This window comes from Clostridium nigeriense (assembly GCF_050585265.1).
GTDB classification, from domain to species: domain Bacteria; phylum Bacillota; class Clostridia; order Clostridiales; family Clostridiaceae; genus Clostridium; species Clostridium nigeriense_B.
In genome coordinates, this window is sequence record NZ_JBNOOE010000006.1 from 120157 (window position 1) to 139888 (window position 19732).

Annotated in this window: 17 protein-coding genes and 2 pseudogenes; 1 reads left to right on the top strand and 18 read right to left on the bottom strand. The window is 25.8% G+C overall.

What is annotated here, in order from left to right:
• Positions 1–38: 38 nt before the first annotated feature.
• The 8 genes from ACQPVP_RS07465 to ACQPVP_RS07500 all read right to left on the bottom strand — a co-directional run bounded on the left by ACQPVP_RS07465 (position 39) and on the right by ACQPVP_RS07500 (position 9060).
• Complete coding sequence (locus ACQPVP_RS07465; protein WP_430848672.1) at positions 39–1898, bottom strand: alkaline phosphatase; 1860 nt, start codon at positions 1896–1898, stop codon at positions 39–41.
• Positions 1898–3694, bottom strand: coding sequence for an alkaline phosphatase (locus ACQPVP_RS07470; protein WP_430848674.1), 1797 nt, complete (start codon positions 3692–3694; stop codon positions 1898–1900). Before ACQPVP_RS07470 ends, ACQPVP_RS07465 begins: the two co-directional genes overlap by 1 nt.
• A gap of 231 nt (positions 3695–3925) precedes the next feature.
• Positions 3926–5128, bottom strand: a complete 1203-nt coding sequence (locus ACQPVP_RS07475) for a serine hydrolase domain-containing protein (RefSeq protein ID WP_430848676.1) — start codon at positions 5126–5128, stop codon at positions 3926–3928.
• Positions 5129–5200: 72 nt separating this feature from the next.
• Positions 5201–6301: a peptidase S41 gene (locus tag ACQPVP_RS07480; protein WP_430848678.1), complete on the bottom strand. Its 1101-nt coding sequence runs from the start codon at positions 6299–6301 to the stop codon at positions 5201–5203.
• A gap of 113 nt (positions 6302–6414) precedes the next feature.
• Positions 6415–6714, bottom strand: a complete 300-nt coding sequence (locus tag ACQPVP_RS07485; RefSeq protein ID WP_430848680.1) for a nucleotidyltransferase domain-containing protein — start codon at positions 6712–6714, stop codon at positions 6415–6417.
• Position 6715: 1 nt separating this feature from the next.
• A complete protein-coding gene (locus ACQPVP_RS07490; RefSeq protein ID WP_430840930.1) occupies positions 6716–7153 on the bottom strand; it encodes an HI0074 family nucleotidyltransferase substrate-binding subunit in 438 nt (145 codons plus the stop codon).
• A gap of 53 nt (positions 7154–7206) precedes the next feature.
• The gene (locus tag ACQPVP_RS07495) at positions 7207–7350 is read right to left on the bottom strand and encodes a BrxA family protein (RefSeq protein ID WP_430840932.1); all 144 of its coding nucleotides are present in this window, start codon (positions 7348–7350) and stop codon (positions 7207–7209) included.
• A 567-nt stretch (positions 7351–7917) separates the two neighbouring features.
• Complete coding sequence (locus ACQPVP_RS07500; protein ID WP_430848682.1) at positions 7918–9060, bottom strand: pyridoxal-phosphate-dependent aminotransferase family protein; 1143 nt, start codon at positions 9058–9060, stop codon at positions 7918–7920.
• Positions 9061–9338: 278 nt separating this feature from the next.
• Between ACQPVP_RS07500 and ACQPVP_RS07505 the strand changes: the two genes are divergently transcribed.
• Complete coding sequence (locus tag ACQPVP_RS07505) at positions 9339–9962, top strand: phage antirepressor (RefSeq protein ID WP_430848684.1); 624 nt, start codon at positions 9339–9341, stop codon at positions 9960–9962.
• A 171-nt stretch (positions 9963–10133) separates the two neighbouring features.
• On the opposite strand, the gene ACQPVP_RS07510 is transcribed toward ACQPVP_RS07505, so the two are convergent.
• The 10 genes and pseudogenes from ACQPVP_RS07510 to ACQPVP_RS07555 form a co-directional block, all read right to left on the bottom strand.
• The gene (locus ACQPVP_RS07510; RefSeq protein ID WP_430840937.1) at positions 10134–10850 is read right to left on the bottom strand and encodes a DUF434 domain-containing protein; all 717 of its coding nucleotides are present in this window, start codon (positions 10848–10850) and stop codon (positions 10134–10136) included.
• An 808-nt stretch (positions 10851–11658) separates the two neighbouring features.
• Positions 11659–12855: an HNH endonuclease domain-containing protein gene (locus ACQPVP_RS07515; RefSeq protein WP_430840939.1), complete on the bottom strand. Its 1197-nt coding sequence runs from the start codon at positions 12853–12855 to the stop codon at positions 11659–11661.
• A 71-nt stretch (positions 12856–12926) separates the two neighbouring features.
• On the bottom strand, positions 12927–13061 hold the full coding sequence (locus ACQPVP_RS07520) for a hypothetical protein (RefSeq protein ID WP_430840941.1): 135 nt from the start codon (positions 13059–13061) through the stop codon (positions 12927–12929).
• A 197-nt stretch (positions 13062–13258) separates the two neighbouring features.
• Positions 13259–13759, bottom strand: a complete 501-nt coding sequence (locus ACQPVP_RS07525) for a hypothetical protein (RefSeq protein ID WP_430840943.1) — start codon at positions 13757–13759, stop codon at positions 13259–13261.
• A gap of 18 nt (positions 13760–13777) precedes the next feature.
• Entirely contained in the window at positions 13778–14632 is an 855-nt protein-coding gene (locus tag ACQPVP_RS07530; protein ID WP_430840944.1) for a ParA family protein, read from the bottom strand.
• A 306-nt stretch (positions 14633–14938) separates the two neighbouring features.
• On the bottom strand, positions 14939–15592 hold the full coding sequence (locus ACQPVP_RS07535) for an NAD(P)H-dependent oxidoreductase (RefSeq protein ID WP_430848686.1): 654 nt from the start codon (positions 15590–15592) through the stop codon (positions 14939–14941).
• Between the two features lie 35 nt (positions 15593–15627).
• Positions 15628–15810 (bottom strand): annotated as a pseudogene (locus ACQPVP_RS07540) (phosphoribosyl-ATP pyrophosphohydrolase); the annotation flags it as partial.
• Positions 15811–16529: 719 nt separating this feature from the next.
• A pseudogene (locus ACQPVP_RS07545) lies at positions 16530–16982 on the bottom strand (phospholipase D-like domain-containing protein); the annotation flags it as partial.
• A gap of 41 nt (positions 16983–17023) precedes the next feature.
• Positions 17024–17404: an HIT family protein gene (locus ACQPVP_RS07550; protein ID WP_430848688.1), complete on the bottom strand. Its 381-nt coding sequence runs from the start codon at positions 17402–17404 to the stop codon at positions 17024–17026.
• Between the two features lie 124 nt (positions 17405–17528).
• Positions 17529–19589, bottom strand: a complete 2061-nt coding sequence (locus tag ACQPVP_RS07555; protein ID WP_430848690.1) for a DUF262 domain-containing protein — start codon at positions 19587–19589, stop codon at positions 17529–17531.
• Between the last annotated feature and the right edge of the window lie 143 nt (positions 19590–19732).

The window sequence follows — 19732 nt, forward strand, 5'->3', positions numbered from 1 at the left end:
ATGTCATAAATAAAGTTTGCCACTATTTCTTTAATTACCTACTGTTTATTTTTATTATTTTTTAAAGTATATACTCCTGCTGCTACAGAGCCTATTCCTAATAATACTACAAATCCACTTCCTACAACTGCTCCAGTATAAGGCAATTTAGAAGTTGATGGCTTCTTTATAGAAATTGGTATTTTATTTGATCCAGAATTATCATCTACTCCATTGTTAGTATTATTGTTATCATCATCTATAGTTCCATTAGAAACATCTTTATTTAGTATATCTATTACTTCCTTTACATTGCCATACGCAATATCTCCTATTAATATAGATACTGATGTTAATTCATTATCCTCTATTTTTTTATTATCTACATATACTTCTACTATATTGCTATTAGTAATTACTTTTAAAGTTTTACTTCCTTTTTTAATTAAGAAATATGGATTTTCTAAATCATCTGTATTAACTGTAAATTCTGCATTTTCTGCTTCTAATTTAGTTTTCATTTCTTCATATAAAGTTTCATTTGCTAAATCTAAATTTAACTTTAAATTACTTGCAATATATTTTGGCAATTCTGTATTATCAACTGTGCCTCTTAGTTTTTCAACACCATATGGAGCATAAACACCTAAATAAACATCTCCACCTGTATGTCCACCAGTACTATATCCAAGCTTAGCTCTAATCTTCATAACTTCATTTATTTGCCCATTTTTTGCATATTCAAGCTCTTCATCAGTAATATCTGTATATCCATAATATGCTTTTATTAATTCTTTAATTTCTTCATCTGTTTTATCTTTTATTAAAGATGTGAATTTTTCTGCACTTAATTTAAAATCTTTAATTTGCATTATAGATTCTTCAAATGTTAAATCATCATATCCACTAGTTGTACTTTCATTTCCTATAGTAAATCCACTATTAGCATGGTCTGTTGTAACTACAACAATAGTATCCTGATTTTCCTTTGCATAATTTAATGCAATTTCAACTGCATCATCAAAAGCTAAAATATCTCCAATAGCTCCTGATGGATCATTGGCATGGGCAGCCCAGTCTATTTTACTTCCTTCTACCATTAAAAAGAATCCATCTTCATCTTTTTCTAGAACCTGAATAGCTTTTTCAATCATCTCTGCTAAACTAGGCTCTTCTTCATTATTTAAAGTAGTTCTATCAAAATCATAAGCTAAATCTCTTTTTGCAAATAATCCCCAAAGCTTATCCGAATTACTTTCTTTCATTTCTGATTTATTAGTTACATAATCATAACCTAAAGCTTTAATATTTTCTGTTAAATCTTTACCATCACTTCTTTTCCCACCACCAGTAGACTCAAAAAATTCACTTCCTCCGCCTAGTACAACTTCCATATCTTTATATAGTTGTTGCTTCATAATGGAATTATAATCTTGTCTACTTTCAGCATGGGATGAAAAAGCAGCTGGTGTGGCATGAGTTATTTCACTAGTTGCAATTATTCCTGTGGATAATCCATTTAATTCTGCTGCTTCTAATATTGTTGCCTTTGGCTTTCCTTCAGTAGTTAATCCTATAACTCCTGGATTAGTCTTATAAGACGATGATAATGCCGTTCCTGCTGGTGCAGAATCTGTAATTGGACCATTTGCCCAAGAAGTTTTAACAAATCCACTTCTAATATCATCCATAGATAATTTATCATTACCTAAAGTTCCATCTTGAATATCATTATAATATTTTGCTGCAGTAAGTATTCCATCACTCATGCCATCTGCAATTAAATAAATAACGTTTTTTACTGTTTTCTCTTCTGCTTTAGTGGAAATAGGAGTACTCAATCCAAATATAAATGTGCATCCTAATAAGAAAGCTCCTAGTTTATAAATCAATGTATTTCTAGTTTTCTTTGAAATCATTAGTTTGATCCCCCTACTTCTACAGAATTTATTTTATTTTCTAGCTTTATTTCCACTTTATCTTCAATATTATTTGCTTCTTTTTTTATAATGTCACTTTCTATGACATTTTCATTTTTAACTTCTTCATTTATGGAAGTAACATGTTCTTCTAAATTAGAAACAATATCAATTAATTCTTGAGGAATAAAATACTTGCCATTTATATATGGAATTACAGTTTTTAACTCCTTCTCTTCTCCATTAATTCTGTAATTATTAGTGTATAAATCTACTTCAATTATATTACCTAATCTTTCTATAGTAAGCTTTGGTGAATGCATACTAGTTTTATCTATAGAAGTTGTTATTCCTTCTATTTCATTTAATTTACTTTCACCATCTTGATAAATTTCTTTTGTGTAAGAACTTAATAATTCTTCCCCAAATAAAACTCTTTGCATATACTTATTTACTTCAGTATTATCAACTACACCTTCTAATAATTCTACATTTGATGGTGAATATACTCCAAGATATATTTGTTCTCCAGTATGTCCACCAGTTGTATATCCTATTCCAACTCTTCTTGCTATTACTTCTCTTATTCCTACTTGTCTCCCTTCTCCTATCTCACCTTTTACTATAGATAACTCTTCATCTGTTAAATCTATTCCATAGTATTGCTTAGCTAAGGCTATTATTTCTTCATCACTTTTACCAGATACTATTGTATTAAATCTTTCTTCAGTAATTTTTGCATTCTTTAATATATAAGTAGTATTTTCATATGTTGCCTTATCATATGATTCAATATTTTCATTATAATAGTTACTTCCAATAGATATACCACTATTCCCATGGTCTGTTGTTACAACTACTACTGTATTTCCATCAGCTTTTGCAAATTCAACAGCTACTTTAACAGCTTCATCAAAAGCTAAAATATCAGATACTATCCCTACTGTATTATTAGCATGAGCTGCCCAGTCAATTTTACTACCCTCTACCATTAAAAAGAATCCATCTTCATCCTTATTCAAAACTTCAATTGCTTTTTCAGTCATTTCTCCTAATGAAGGTTGAACATTATCATTATCACTTTGTCTATCAAAATCATATTTTAAATCTGCATCAGCAAAGCTACCCCATAATTTATCTCCACCATAACTTTCTAACTCATCTTTTGTGGTAATAAAATCGAAACCCTCTTCTTGAATATTATTTATTTGATCTTCATAATAAGTATTAAATTCATCTTCTGAAACTTCCGATGTAAAGCCACTTGGTTTATTGAATCCTCCACCTAATACAACTTCCATATCTTGATTTATTTGTTGCTGTAAGATTTGATTATAATACTTTCTGTTATTAGTATGAGCTGTAAAGTCTGCTGGTGTTGCATGAGTTATTTCACTAGTAGCTATTATCCCTGTAGCTTTTCCAACACTTTCTGCACCTTCTAGAATACTTGCCATTGGAGTATCATTAACTGATGTTCCTATATATTTATTATTAGTCTTTTCTCCAGATGCATATACAGTTCCTCCTGGTGCAGAATCAGTTATTGGTCCATTTGCCCAACTTGTAATTACACTTCCTACAGAAATTTCATCCATAGATAAATTCTCACCTTTTACTTGCCTAGCTAATGTAACGCCTTCTGTGCTCATCCCATCAGCTATCAACATAATTACATTTTTAGCTTTACCTTTTTCATTTGCATAAACTATGTTACTTTTCGAAGAATTTATATTAGTAATAATACCTGTCATTACTAATAAGGCTGCAATTATACCCTTTATTCTTTTACTCATTATTTTATCCTCCCCTTATATCTTTTACATATTACATAATTACTATAAATGAATTTCTTTAAGAGGATATTAAAACTTGGTAATTATTGTTAATTACAAGTTATCATTTTGTTAAATAAGCCTATATTTCATATTTAGTTAATAAAAATTAACCCCTCAACAACACATTTATGCATTGTTGAAGGGTATATATTCCTTAAAGTAATTCTATAAGTTTACTTAAAAAAGTGTTTATTCAGACTCATCTAAATATTCTCTTATTAAATTTGTATGATATTTTGCATCTAAATCATCTGTTTCTGGATTTATATTTTCTAATACTATTATAATACGGTCTTTTGTTATATCATATTCTGTATTTGAAGTAAAGCCATCTATATAACCACTATGACTGATAATATTATCTTTTATAAAAAGACCATACCCATAGTCATCAACAGGGGTTGTCATTTTCTCATAAGATTCTCTTGTTATAATATCACCTTTATATAATGCCCTACTCCAATTAAACATATCAAAAATATTAGAATAAATTGCACCAGCAGCATAAGTAAATTGAGGATTAGCTACTATTTCTCCTGATTCATCGCTTCCATGGCCCTTAGCATCAGAATCCAATGGTATTATACTGCTGCTATCCATTCCAGATGGTTTAAATATATATTCATTTAAGTAATTTCCAAAAGACATACCAGTTACTTCTTCAATTATTAATCCAAGCAAATAATAATTTGTATTACAATAATCGTATTCTTCATTTGGTTCAAATATTAGCTCTGTTAGATACAAGTTTTTTAATATCATTTCTGATGACCATCTATAATCTTCAACATATTTATCATAATAAACATTACTTTCATACTCTTTAAGAAGATTTATAGTGGCTTCATCTTTCATAAATAAATCTAATTCATTAAGATAATCAGGAATACCAGATCTCATTTGCAATAAATTCTTTATTGTAATTTTATTACCATACTTATAATCCGGAAAATACTTGTCTATAGTTTCATCAAGACTAATTTTATTTTGTTCAACTAATTGCATTATAGCTGTTGCAGTAAACTGTTTTGTATTTGATGCAATTGCAAAACGTGTTGTCAATTTATTTTTTCTTTTATCTTCTGTATCAGCATATCCATATGCTTTTGCAAAAACAATTTCATCTCCATCTGCTACTAATACCACCCCTTGAAATTTCCTATTAGATGATTCCTCATCTAATAACTTTTCTAATCCCTCATATCCTGACTCCACAATTTTTTCAACATTTTTATCAATTTCAATCTTCTCATCAATTTCTACTTTTTCATTCGGTTTGTCATTTAAAATTGTATCACTGCTAATATCTACATTTTTTCTATTACATGATGTTAAAGTTACCATGCAGCTAAACATAATTAATATTCCTAATAATAAATGTCTTTTTTTCATAATTCCCCCACTACATTTCTTCTTAAAATAAACTATACAAGATTGTTTACTCAGTCCTATATAGCTTATGTTCTAAATATTTTTTATATAATCTTCAATTGTTTCTAAAGCAATTTCATCTGGATATAGAGCATCAATTAAGTCATCTTCAATAAGCTTAAAATATTTCGTAGAATATGTTACTACTAGCTTGCTATTTGGAAGTGTAATTCTTAAAATCTCTCCATAACAATTAGGCACCCCTCCACTTGGTTCTCCAACAATTTTTGCATTAGTATTATTTTTAAAATTATAAGCATTTAAAAGAGCAGAAGAAAAGGTTTCTCTTCCTATTATAACCTTTAAAATTTCCTTATTATTTATATCTTTATTTTCCTTTATATAATCAATAAAAGGCTGAAATAAAGTTGAATCTCCTCCTAAGTTATTTCTTAAATCAACAGTCACTTTTTTTATATTATTATCCTTAATAAATAATATTATCTTTTCTATTTTATTATGTATACTGTCACTTTCATTTTCTCTACAGTTATTATATTTTATATAAAGTTCTTCATTATCTAAATAGGTAAACCAAAGATTTTCAGATGATTTCTTAGCATATAGTGGTAGTTTATCATTTGTATAAATTAAATTTTCAATAGAAACAGGTAAAATTTCATGTTCACCATTATCCAAGGTTATTTTTATTTTATTCATATCATCAACTATTAAAAGTCCATATAAAACTTCAACTATCTGAAGGTATTTCATACTTTGAGCCTTAAAAAAATAATTATTTTCAAAAGAAATAATATTATAAAGTTCCTCTAAAACATTCTCTATTTGCATATCCTCAATGGCTATAACTTTTTTAAAAAGTAGATTTTCATAATCTTTTGTAGAATTTATTATATATACTCCATCATTAAAGTAATAAAACTTAAGTGGAATAAACCTTCTAGCTGGGAAAATAAGACTTGTATGTGCATCCCTAATAGAAGCAATAATTCTTGATATTTCTACCTTCATTTCTTCATAATCTAACTTATCTATTATTTTCTTTAATTCTTCTATTTTTTTATTAAACTCATCTTCTTTTGTATAAGCAAATAAATTAATATGATTTTTTATAAGTTCCTCTTTTAAATAATCAATATCTTCTACCCACTTTTTCTTCCATTCACTTTTCATGTTTTCTTCCTTTCACTATAAAAATAGTGATAAACTTTATGTATTAAATAAAGCTTACCACTAGAATCTTCTTGACCAAACTGTAAAAGATTTAATTTTATTCTTATTAATTTTTAGCCCTTATCTAAATTATTATAAATTTCTATTCCATATTTTTCTATTTGTAATTTTATTTCTTCATTCATACTATCTAAAAATACTATATCTAAAGAATATACTCCTACAAGTTCATCTAATTCATCTGCTATAGCACCTTTATATTTTTTATCACATAATATACCTAAATCTATATCAGAATTATAACTATAGTTTCCCTTTGCTCTTGATCCAAATAAAACTACTCTTTTTATATATTTATTATTATTAAAATATGAAATTAAGTTTTTATATGTCCTCTCTTCTATTCCATACATATTATAACTTCTCCGTTGATACCTTATTTAAAAGCTCTTCTATAGCATCTATATATTTATCTATAATCTTATTTTTTATTTCTTCGTAATCTTCTTCATTATATATATGAGCTGTTGAATTTCTTGCAAGTAGTATATCATTCCATACAATCATATCTTTTATCAACCCCTCTTTGAAAGCATGTTTATAACATCCTCTAGGATTATTTATCTCAAGTCCATCAGATTTAAAGATCTTAGATAACAATTTCCATGTTAAATCTTCTAAGGTTTCATACTTTTTTATTATAGAGTCTCTATATACTTCTAGAGTTATTTCATCTGCATTTTCTAACCTTTTATAGTTTTCTTTTATATTTTTTAAATGCATAAGCATTCTATATGTGTAATTATAAGTGAGTTTAATTGATTCATCATATTTATCTAAAATACCACTCATTTAATCACTCCTTATTTTAAATTTTAATTTATAATTATGTCTTTTCTAATTCCTCAGTTAATTTCCATATCACTATTTAGATTAACTACAATAACACTTTCAAAAGGAATTCTTATGTAAACTTGTTTTAACTTTTTAAAAGTGTATTCTGGCCATGATGCAATTTCCTTATTTCTGGCTTCACTTTCTAATTGCAAAATTTTTCTCCTAAAGATAGCTTTTTTATTTTATTAATATCTATCCCTTTATTTATAAAGCTTTCAGCCTTTTAGTTTCTTTATATAAATATAGTCTTGATTTAATCGTAGACTTATATTCCATTAAAATCACCACCTACATGGTCCAGTTTTCTATAAGAATTATAACATACTTTAATTATATCATTAATATATTATATTCAAATATTTTCCGTACCTCTTCATATTAGCCATATTATGTGCGAATACTTGCTCTTCATGTAATACCCTCTGTACTCATCCCATCAGCTGTCAGCATAATTACATTTTAGCTTTATCCTTTTCATTTTCATAAACTATGTTACTTTTTGAAGAATTTATATTAGTATTAACACCTATCATAACTAATAAGGTTACAATCCTCCCCTTATATCTTTTACATATTACATAATTACGATAAAGGAAGTTCTTTAAGTTAGTATTAAAAAAGCGTTTGTTTTTATTAAGTACAAGTTAAGCATTCTTTAAACAACATTAAAAATGGGTATCTCACAACCCCTTTTAACTAAAAAATTTAGAATATAAAATCTAAAAGTAATATAAATTAAATAAACTTACTAAATCCTTATCAGTTTTAAACCCTAAATCTTTTAAAGCTTTATCTACTACATTTAATACATAAACTACTTTATCTTCTCTTGCATTTTCACCCATGTGGCCTATTCTTAAAATTTGATTATCGTAAGGCTTTAAAGATGTTAATATTAAAGCATTATATTTTCTTAACATATAATCTCTAAGCTCTAATGCTCCTATATCTTCTGGAATCTTTACTGATGTAACTGTATTCGCATAGCCATTTTCTAAAAATAATTCTAATCCATATTCTTTAAGAGCTTTTCTTGTAGCTACTGCTATTTTTTTATGTCTATTAAGTACATTGTCAATTCCCTCTTCTAAAATATTGCTAATTGCTTTATTTAATCCCATAATATTATTTATTGGCATTGTATATGGAAACCACTTATCTTTATAATAGTTTTCCCAAATAGTTAAATTACAATAAAATCCTACAATTGAAGTTTTTCTATTTTTCATTGCTAATCTAGCTTTTTCACTAATACTAACTATAGTCAATCCAGGTGCTGCTGATAAAGCTTTTTGAGAAGCTCCTAAAGCTATATCAATTCTCCAATCATCTACTCTTATTTTCTCTCCACCAATTGCTGAAATAGAATCAACAACAGTCAAAATTCCATATTCGTTTAATATTTGACATATCTTAGATATGTCATTTAAAACTCCTGTTGGAGTATCACAATGAACTACTGTTGCATACTTAAAATTACTATCCTTATCTAAAAATTCAATCAATTTATTCTTATCTATAGCTTTACTATAAGACTCTGATAAATATACTCCTTCTCCACCATACATTTCAACAAAGTCCTTAAATCCTCTTCCATAAATCCCATTATCTAATATAAGAACTCTATCTCCTGGTTCAGTCAAAGATGCACAAGCTGCTTCTAAACCTAAAATTCCCTCGCCACCTAATATGTAAGTTGGATTTTTAGTATTTATTATTTTAGCAATACTATCACAAGTTTCTTTATAAAACTCTACAAATTCCTTGTCACTATCTGGATTAGTAGTTTCCTTAGACATTTCAAATCTAACATTTTCTCTTATATTTGTAGGTCCCGGTGAATAAACAAATTTATTATTCATAAAAAATCCCTCTTCCCATTTTTTTCTATAAATAAAATATCACAAAACTCTCAATAAGTAAATTGTATCGGTACGAAATTAAAGCTCTTTTTTGTTATATTACGATTCTACAGTTATACTTTTTCAATAATACCTAACAAAAGATATTATTTTAAAGTTAAAATTTTTTTATAAAATTTTAAAAACCATCTTTTATCTACGTATATATAAATTGAAGAGATTCTTAATACGATTTATGTACTCAAAATATTTATATATAATAATGCGGAGGTTTAAAAATGGAAAACTTATTAATTTTTAAAAATGAAACTTTTGGAGAAATAAAAATACTAATTATAAATGGAGTTGAATTTTTTCAAGGAAAGCCTTGTGCTTTAATTCTAGGATATTCAGATCCAGTTAAAGCAATTAAGAATCATACTAATAAATATTTTAAACACAAAATTCCAACTTCAGGAGGAATTCAAGAATCCTTATTTATATCACAAATTGACTTATATAAACTAATCGTTAATTCAAAGTTACCATATGTGAGTAAATTTGAGAAATGGGTATTTGATGAGATAATACCTTCAATAAGAGCTAATAATAAAGCTAAAATTATAGAAGAGGAAATTAATACTACTGCTGTACTTATTCCAATAACCATTATATCAAAAGATTATGGAATGTCAGGATTAAAGATGAATAAACTACTTAATGCTTTAAAAGTACAATATAGGTTAGGCAATAAATGGGTACTATATCAAGATTATGCTAAGGAAGGATATACTCATTCTAAGACTATTAATACTGCTAATGGTAAACCTGTAGTTGTAACTTATTGGACAGAAAAAGGACGAGACTTTATATATAAACTTCTAAAAGAAAAACTAGATATTATTCCTATTATAGAAAAATAAAAAAGTATTAAAATATCATATCCAGGTTCCGTCGCTTCACTCCAAGTCACCTTGTTATGATATTTTAATACTTCAAAACTGAAGGATGGAAATTATAAAAAGTTATTCAAAAGGCAACATTTTATAATTTCCCCAAAAATAACATTTAAGTTCAATCTGATATAGCTATAATTATTTTAATTTACTAAAATCTATATAATGATCACTTAATATTTTCTCTTCTATAATATATTTATTTAAATTAATCCAGTTAATACAATTATCAAGAATTATTGCATCACTAGATACTACATTATCCTTAAATTTCAAAACACTATCTACATTATCTATATTCACTACTTCTATTTCAAGTTCTGTGTCTTCTAGTATCTCTAGAATCTTCATCTTTAATCTACCAGAGTTAGAAACGGGTTTATCTAAATAAAATATTGTTTTTTCTATTTTATGTTCTAATAAAAAATCACCTATTAACTTAATTGCAATTTCTGTTTTATCTATTACTGAATAAGTACCTCTAAGACCAGCTAAATCTCTTATAGTTTCATCCATAGATTTAATAATTAATGAGTTAGACAAAGCAACTTCTAAGGTTATTATAGTATTAAAACCATCTATATGAACTACTTCAACACCTGAAACATTAGTAATTTCTTTATTATTTCTTATTACAACATCATCAAATTTAGAAATTCCTCTTACTAAAGCAAGTCTTTGCCTTTCAGATAATAGATAATGATTACCTATAAAGGTGGAAGCTCCTTTAATTTTATATCCCCTATTTAAAAGATATAATAAGTCTTCTCCTGCACTATAGATTCTGATTAAATTATCGCTTTTAAACTCTTTTTCGTCTGTAGGCACATATCCTCGTCTAGTTATTTTTGTCATAACAAACCCTTCATTTTTATGTAGTATATTTTTAGCTATTTATTTGCAGTAACCATCTCTGATAGTATGAATACATGTAATATCTCCTACCGATTTTTTCATTAATAGAAGTAGTTGTAAAATCTCTTTTTAAGGGCACATTAAAATTTTCTGTACTAAGTATATTATGTATCCTAGTAGAACCATATATACCTTTATTAGCTTCATATATCCTTATTTAAATCCTATATAACTTGATATTTTTATAATTTATATTTTAATGATTTATATTTTAAATTAGCATTTATAGATTATTATAGTAAGTTATGGTTAAATGACCGATCCCAAACAGTACAGATAGAATAATCAATAAAATATTTAAAGATATTATTCCACTAAATATAAATATTAATGTTTGAATAATTGCTAGTGCCACAACCTTACAAAATGTAGCTTTTTGAAAGTATAAAACCCAAATTAAACAATAAACTAGAACTAGTCCCCCTATTAGAATCATATAAATAATTTTAGCATTAGAAAACCAATAGCCATACTTTAAAAATGATATATTAAAAACATGGAACCAAAGAGACCAATTTGTTCTATGATCTCAATAAACTTATTATGATATTTACTTTTTAAGTTCTTTTCTTTTATTGCAAATATTATGTTTGGAACCATTATTATTACCATGATTGTTAATCCGTAGGTGTTAAGCCATTGCATATATATTCCCCTAACTCATGTTATATAGTATAAGCTCATTATACTATATAATTAATAATACTTAATCTTCTAGAATAAATTTCCCTAAATTATCTTATGTAATTTACTCTTTAATAGAATCAATTACTGAAAAGCCTTGATTTACTGCTATTTGATATATTGGCGCAATGCTTGTCCTTAACTTTTCGTTAAAGCCTTCTCTACCTTTATATTTATAGAAATCTAGAGGATTTTCTAATCTAAGTAAATCTACATATGATTCTAAATCCTTCTTCCTCTTCTTATCACATATAAAAGAAAAAGCTTCAAATTGAGTATTGCAATAATCATCTATGTAATTTTCATATCTTAATAATCTATCATTTTTAATACTATTTATATTTTTAAAGGTAGGAACTAAGTTCCACATTTCATCATGCAGAACAAAGCTCCATGGTATAAAATGATCTATACTTAATGTTCCAAGTTCTCTATAGTTTGCAGCTGAAAAATAATTCCCTGTATAAATATCTTTTACATGTCTATTATTAATAATATCAGTCCAGAGTTTAGTTGCATGACTTAAATCCCTTGACTTTGGTGGATCTAACTTAAATATAATCGATGGAACGTTAGGATTTCTCTTTTGTAAAAAGCAAGATAATTTATAATATATCCATGATTTAATTATTCGGTAATTAGCTGTCATATACCTTGCCCACTCATCATCAATAACTACTTTATTTTCCTTATCAATAATAATTTTATATAAAACATTGGGTTCACTTAGAGATAATTCAATTATTCTTTTAACTCTTCTTGAGCTTTTTAGCCCTTTTATCTTATCATCAAAAAATGGAGATAAGAGCATATAAGGAACTTTATAGCTTAATTCTTTCATTTGCTTATTTAGAATTTTATCATTGCTATTATAAATAAAATCTAATAACTCATTACTATTAATACTAGAATGTTTATTATATACACTTGATATATATTCAACTACTTTTGATAAATTATCAAACTGCCCAAAATATAATTTATACTGCATTATAGGATACCACGATCCCACTATCATTCTTGATATTAACTTCTTAAAGGTTATTTCCTTATTACCTAAATTTACTTCTTCTAATATCCCTAATAACCAATACATTTTATAACTAGCAACTACCCTACTATCTTCTAATAATCTTGAAAATATTCTTGAGTCAACATAAGTTGAAGTAGGTAAATCATAAGAAACTAAATTGCCATTAGGAATTATTATATCCTTTTCTTTCAAAAAAGTATCTTCAATAATTTTATTTTTGATATCCATATATTTTTATCCCCATATTTTCTCTTATATTCTCATCTTATTTACTCATCACTACAAACACAAAAGTTATTTTAAAGTTCTGAATATTCTTTATCACTTAAACTATCTAAATATTTATTAAAGTGATCTTCTGAACAGAATAGACCTATTTTATTTTCTAAGTGTTTTTCTTTTAGTTCTTTATTGCAATATTTACATTTGCTCATACATTTGCTCCCAACTACAATACTTCTTTTTATTTTCTTCCTAATTAAAATTCATACGAAAAACTTATTCTCTAATTTTATAAGATTAGTATTTATAAGCATAACTATATTTTACTATATAATTATGCTTAATCTATACTTAATTTTATCAATATTTTGGATTATGCTATTTACAATACTTTTGGTATATACTAATTTTATAAACTATCTATTCTACTATTTCTTAATTTAGTATATACAAATTCATCTATATCTTTAATTATTATTTTTTTACTTTTATTTATATATTTAACACTTCCTTTGCTGTATAAATAATTATAGATAACATTTAATTCAATTTTAGTAGCAGAAAGTTTTTCTTTATCACTAGCATTTTCCCATATATTAATTAAATTATCTTTATCTAATATTATCTTAAAATTATAACTTTTTAGCTTTTCTTTATCATTACTATCTAGTGCTAATAGATATTCTAAAATTTTTTCTTTATAATCCTGCACTGTTTTGCTTTTATGTTTTGATTCAACTATTCCTTCTAACTTTAAAATATCTTCAATATAATCTTTGGAATTATATTTTTTAAAGTTATCTAAAATTACTTCCCCCATTAATTTATATTTTTCATTGTTAAAATCCTTAGATATATTTATCCATTTTTCTAAAATATATTTCAAATCTTTAACTTTATATCTTTCCATATATCCCTCATATTTATATTATAGTCTATTTAAAATTTCATTTACTAAATCTTCATATTGACTTTTATTAGATAAATCACCACACGATAATTTATCAGTAATATCTTTATAGTCAGGTATAAATGTTTCTAATAAATAATTTTCACTCTTAATAATGTTTCTATATTTATCAGTATTTGTATTACTACCCTTTCGCCTAGACTCAAAAACACCTATCTCCTTTGGTCTTTCTCCTAATATTGAACTTATAAACTCCTCACAATGCTTATTTTTATCTAAATAATCGTCATATAATTTATTTATTACATGTTTATAATGTTTAACACCCTTCGTACTCACTGAATCCATGATTGTTGGAATTAAAAAATAATCAGAAACTAGAAAAGCTCCTTGAGTAATAAGGTTATTGCTAGGAGGACAATCAAAAATTATATAATCATAAAGATTATCTAAATTATATTCATCTAGGAATTCTTTTAAAATTAAGAGAGTGCTTAATTCATTGTCAAGCTTTGTAATTAAAGTGTCCAACCCACCATTTTTATATAATAGGCTTGAAGGAATAAACTTAACTACATCATTGTCTTTGACAATATTCTCTATATCCATGTCTAATTTCACATTATTCTGTCCTACTTTTTTTGATTGTATTTTTATATCAAAAATATAATTTAAAGTTTCTTTATCATCTAAATTTACAAAAGCCTCTACACCCATTTTAGACATGCATATTTCACTTAAGGATGATTGAGGATCAATATCTATTAATAACACTTTTTCTCCTTTTTTCCTTAAAAGAGCGCCAATATAATACGTCGATGTAGTCTTTCCAACTCCCCCTTTATAATTCCCTATAAATATTTTCTTAGCCATTTTAAACTCCTTAATTCATTCATACCTTTATATATATTTGATTTAAGATAAATTTAAACCTTAATCTCAATAGATAGTAATAAAAAATTTCACTCATGATATTCTTATAATTATATCCGTAAGCAAAATAGCCCTTCAAATTTTTGTTCAGTTCGTAAATATTAACTTGTTTTCGAGATAGAATATATTTTAATGAAGTAAATTTAATTATAAAAACAGCTATATCCAATTAATATCATTGAATATAGCTATAAGTCTTCTTATTTAGTTTATTATTACATTTACTTTAATAAGCTACATTATGTTTTATTTTACCCAAGCAACTATTTCACTCATTTCCTGTCTTAGCTTATCTCCTGCTTCTTTTGCTCTGTATCCAAAGGCAAGACATAAAGAAATATTGAATTTTTCTGTATCTAATACTCCTCTATCAATTAATATCCTTTCCACTGTAGCTTTATCTATTCCACCAATAGCACAAGAATCTATTCCTAACATTGCAGCTGCAGTCATCATATTTCCTACTGCTATATATACTTGGTTTGAAGCATATGCTTCAATATCTTTATCATCTTTAAAACGTTCTTCTTCTATAGTTTTCATAAGGTTTTTGAACTTAGATGCTGTTTCTTCCGGAAGCTTTTTAACATCTTTTAAGATGTGATTTGTATAGCTTGAATCATATTTTAATTCTTTAGCTGTTCTACTTAAAACTACTACTAAATGACTACATGTTGGCATTTGAGTTTTTCCACCCCAACATACTGCTCCTAATTCATCTTTTAATTCTTTATTTTCTATAACTAAGAACTTCCATGGTTCTATTCCTAATGAACTAGGTGAAAGTCTTCCTGCTTCAAGTATTACTTCTAAATCTTCTTTATCTATCTTCTTTTCTTTATCAAATTCTTTACATTCATATCTAAAGTTTAAAACATCCATTACTTCATTTCTATTCATATTATAGCCTCTTTCTATATTTATTTTATTTAAATCTATTTTACTTTCTTTAAAACTATTCCTTCTTTAAATCTACCACGCTCTACTAGTTTATCCCTTCTCTTCTTAAGTAATTCCTCTTCACTATAGCCTAGTTCATTTGCTAATCCAAATAAAACTTCCATTACATCTGCTAACTCTTCTAGATTTTTATCTTCTAAGTATTCATTTACTTCTTCTAAATCAATTTTTAATGCTAATACTGTTCCTTCTTTTTCTATAAAGAAGTCCCCATGGGTTTTAAGTAAGAACTTTATTGAATTTTTCTTTGCTAAATCTATATATTTGTTTTTATCCCAAGTTTCAAAGTCTTTAGTTCCTTTATCTTTAAGCATATCCACTTTATTTGATCCTTTATGATAGAAATCATAAAAACTTCTATAGATATCTTCTTCTGTAATTTTCATTTTAATATTTCCATTGTTATAGAAGGCTAATAGTACCGGCATCTTATATGTTTTGCTCATACTTGTTGTTTCTATTATATTTATAAATTCTTTACCTATGCTCTGAGAGTCCAAATCTTGCATTTTGTTCTCGAAGGCACCTAGCAAATGAATATGAGTCGAGTTTCCTTTACCATTATATAATTCTTCTTCCTCTTTTATTAATTCACTATTTTCTTTTAAAAACTTCATATAGTCTCTAAATGGATTTATCTTAGCTTTTGATTTTATATTTTCATATATATCTTCATTCATATATGTTAAGAATTCTACTCTAGTTGGTCTATACCCTAAATCTTCTTTTATTATAAAGTACTGCTCTTTAACTTTATCAATGATTCCCATTTCTTTTTCTGCTAATTCTTTAAATATATCTACTGAAAATATAACTTGTATTTCTTCTTTATTTAAAGCATTTAATGCTTTTTCTCTATCCATACTAAATTTACCATATTATCACTTTTTAAAAATCTATAATTCCATTCAATAGAGTCTGTTAGTGCACCACGAGAAATATTTGATGATCCAACATATATTTCACTATCATTTTTGCTATGAAACATATATGCCTTAGGGTGAAAGGATTTATTCTTAACATTATAAAACCTTAAATCAACCTTATCCTTAAGCTCTGATTTTATAAGTCTTAATGCCCAGGGCTGTGTTATTCCAAGATAATTTCCTGTAAGAATTCTTATTTTTACTCCTCTATTTATTGCTTCCTTTAAATCATTAAGTATAAGCTTTACATCTGACTCCATAAGAAAAGAAACAATAATATCTATTGAATGTGCTTCTTTAAAGCTTAATTTTAAGTGATTATATAAATGGTCTTTATCTCCTGTTATAGAATTTATATCATTATAAAGTATTTCTTTTTCATTTATATTTAAACTAGTATCAATATCTTTATAAAGCTTATCCAAATTATCACCCCAAATAAATATTATCCATTATACGGAACTAGTTCTTTTTTAAATTTTCTAATTCCACCTCTTGGATTTTCTACATCGCCTTTATATCTAGGAATAATATGTACATGTAGATGCATAATTGTTTGTCCTCCATCTTCTCCAATATTAATTCCTACATTGTAACCAGTTGGATTATATTTTTCATCTATTGTTAACTTTACTTTATGTATTAAATCATAAATAGCTAAAACTTCTTCTTCTGTAGCTTGAAAAAAACTACTAAAGTGTCTTTTAGGTATTATTAATGTATGACCTTCATTTACTGGAAAGTTATCATAAATTGCATATGCTAAATCATTTTCTGCTATTTTTTCTTTTTCATTATAATTACAAAATATACATGGTTTCTTCATATCAATCTACATCCTTTGCTTTTTATATTTATATATTAGCATATCTTTCATAAATATAATAAAAAAATCTTTATCTCTCTAATTTGAAAGATAAAGATTTCTATAGTTTTCTTTTTACATGATACTATTTAATATAGAACAACAATTCATTATAATCTATTCCATATTCATCAAAAATAATTCTTAATGTTTGAAGTTTAGATTCTGTACTTAAATTTTTCTCTATATAAACATTAGTTGCTATTTTATATGGATTCCTAAAGCCTTTAGAACTATTTGAAAATCTTTTATTTAAGTATTCTTGGCTAAAATCTTTTTTTGTTAATCTTATAAATGGCATAGGATTTATTTCATATAATATTGAACAGATATTTTCATATAGTTCAGTCCAACTTTTAACTTTTATATTTTCATCTCTAAATATAAATTTATCTATTTTAGTATTTGTAAAGTCATCTTCATCTTCTAAACTAAAAATACTATTATTACCATCTTGGAAGCTATAGTTACTTACAGGATATTGCCATATTTTAGAGGCTATTTTAAATAATTTATTAGCTCTAATATTTATTGTTTCTTCGTTCCATTCATTTATTTCTGTTAAATACTTATTTAATTTTAATCTGCTATCTTTAAATCCCTTTTCCATGTCTCTTTTTTCAAGGAAAGGTTTATTACCTAAATTAGAGTTATAACCTGTTAAAGTTAGATTTCCTATTGTTCCTATATATTTAGAATGTATATCAATGTAATTTTCTCCTAATGAATTTTTCCATGAAGGGCTTAATGATTGAGGCATAATGTGCTCAATGCTTAATTTTTTATCATTAATTAGATTTTCTATATCTACTTTTTCATTGTTATCATAGTTTTCTAACTGTTCTAGTAAATAAACTTTATTTTTACTTTTCCAGCTATAAACATCACATTCTATGAAATTCAATTTAAATTCTTCTTCATTAGGGAATCTTTGAGATGATTTTTTATTAGTTAATATGTATTTAAATATCTCTAAATAATTCTCTTTATAGTTTGTAACTCTTTTTATCTCTTTACTTAAATTCATAAAGACTTTATTTAAGGCATTTGTAGGAGCTTTACATATTATCCTTCTAAAAATATAAGACTCTATTGTATTTAGAATTTCAATTAACTCTGACTTATTTATTTCATTATTATTATAGTCATCAAGGACTTCTAATAAAAATGGATAAGATACTGTAACTTCTAATTTATTTATATTTTTGATTACTATATTAGCCTCTTTTATATCTGTGTTGCTTGTTATAAGTGATTTGTAATATGCTGAAAACTTTAACATATCTTTTAAACAAGCTTCTATATCAGTTTTACTTTCTTCAATATATCTTTTAAAACTAACATATATCTTATTAATATTAGGAATTTTATTTTCCTTCATAGTTAAATAATCTCTTATAAACTGTGTTACAGCATAATTAGTGTTCTTTTCAACCTTATTCCAATAATTATTGTATAGTTCTTCCTGCTTCTTAGATGGTTGATTCATTAAAATAAAATTCCTTACTTTATCTGCATCTGTTAAATCTAAACCAGTTGAATTAAGACTTTCAAATATAAGTTGAGGATCATCTTCCCCATTTTTTAATTCAATTTCTACTATTATTAATCTTTCTATAGCTGAATAAAGTTCATCAATAGTAATTTCTCCATCAATTATTCTTTCATAAAAATATTGATAATTTAAAGTTATATTTGATTCTTCTATTAGCTCTTCCTTATTAAATAGTTTTTCAAAGGCATTTCTATCTTCCTTAATTGGCTTTAGCTTAATTTTCAATTTCTCATCACAATATTGATTTATTAAATACTGATTTAATATTTTTTCTTTAATTATAGTATTTGAACTTAATCTTCCACTATCTAATAAATTGTAAATTGCAAGTAATAATAATGATATTGTAGTAGTTCTTTGCTGCCCATCAATTATTAAGTATTCTCTATTTCTAGCATCATCATTATATATTGAAACTATAGTACCAAAAAAATGTGTCTTATATTTATTTCTAATCATACTAACTAAATCATCATAAAGTTGCTTACATTGTTCCTTTTTCCAATCATAATTTCTTTGATAAACTGGTATAACAAAATTAGTATCAGATGATTCTAAAAATCTTATTAAATATTTTTCATTAGCTTTCATTTTCTATTCCCCTTTACATACTTATTAATAGGTAGTTATTTACATTTATCACTACCTATTAATGTCTTAAACAATTTTCATAACTATATTAGATATTAAAACCTCTTTTCACTCTAACTTTCATAATTTTATTATAACATAGT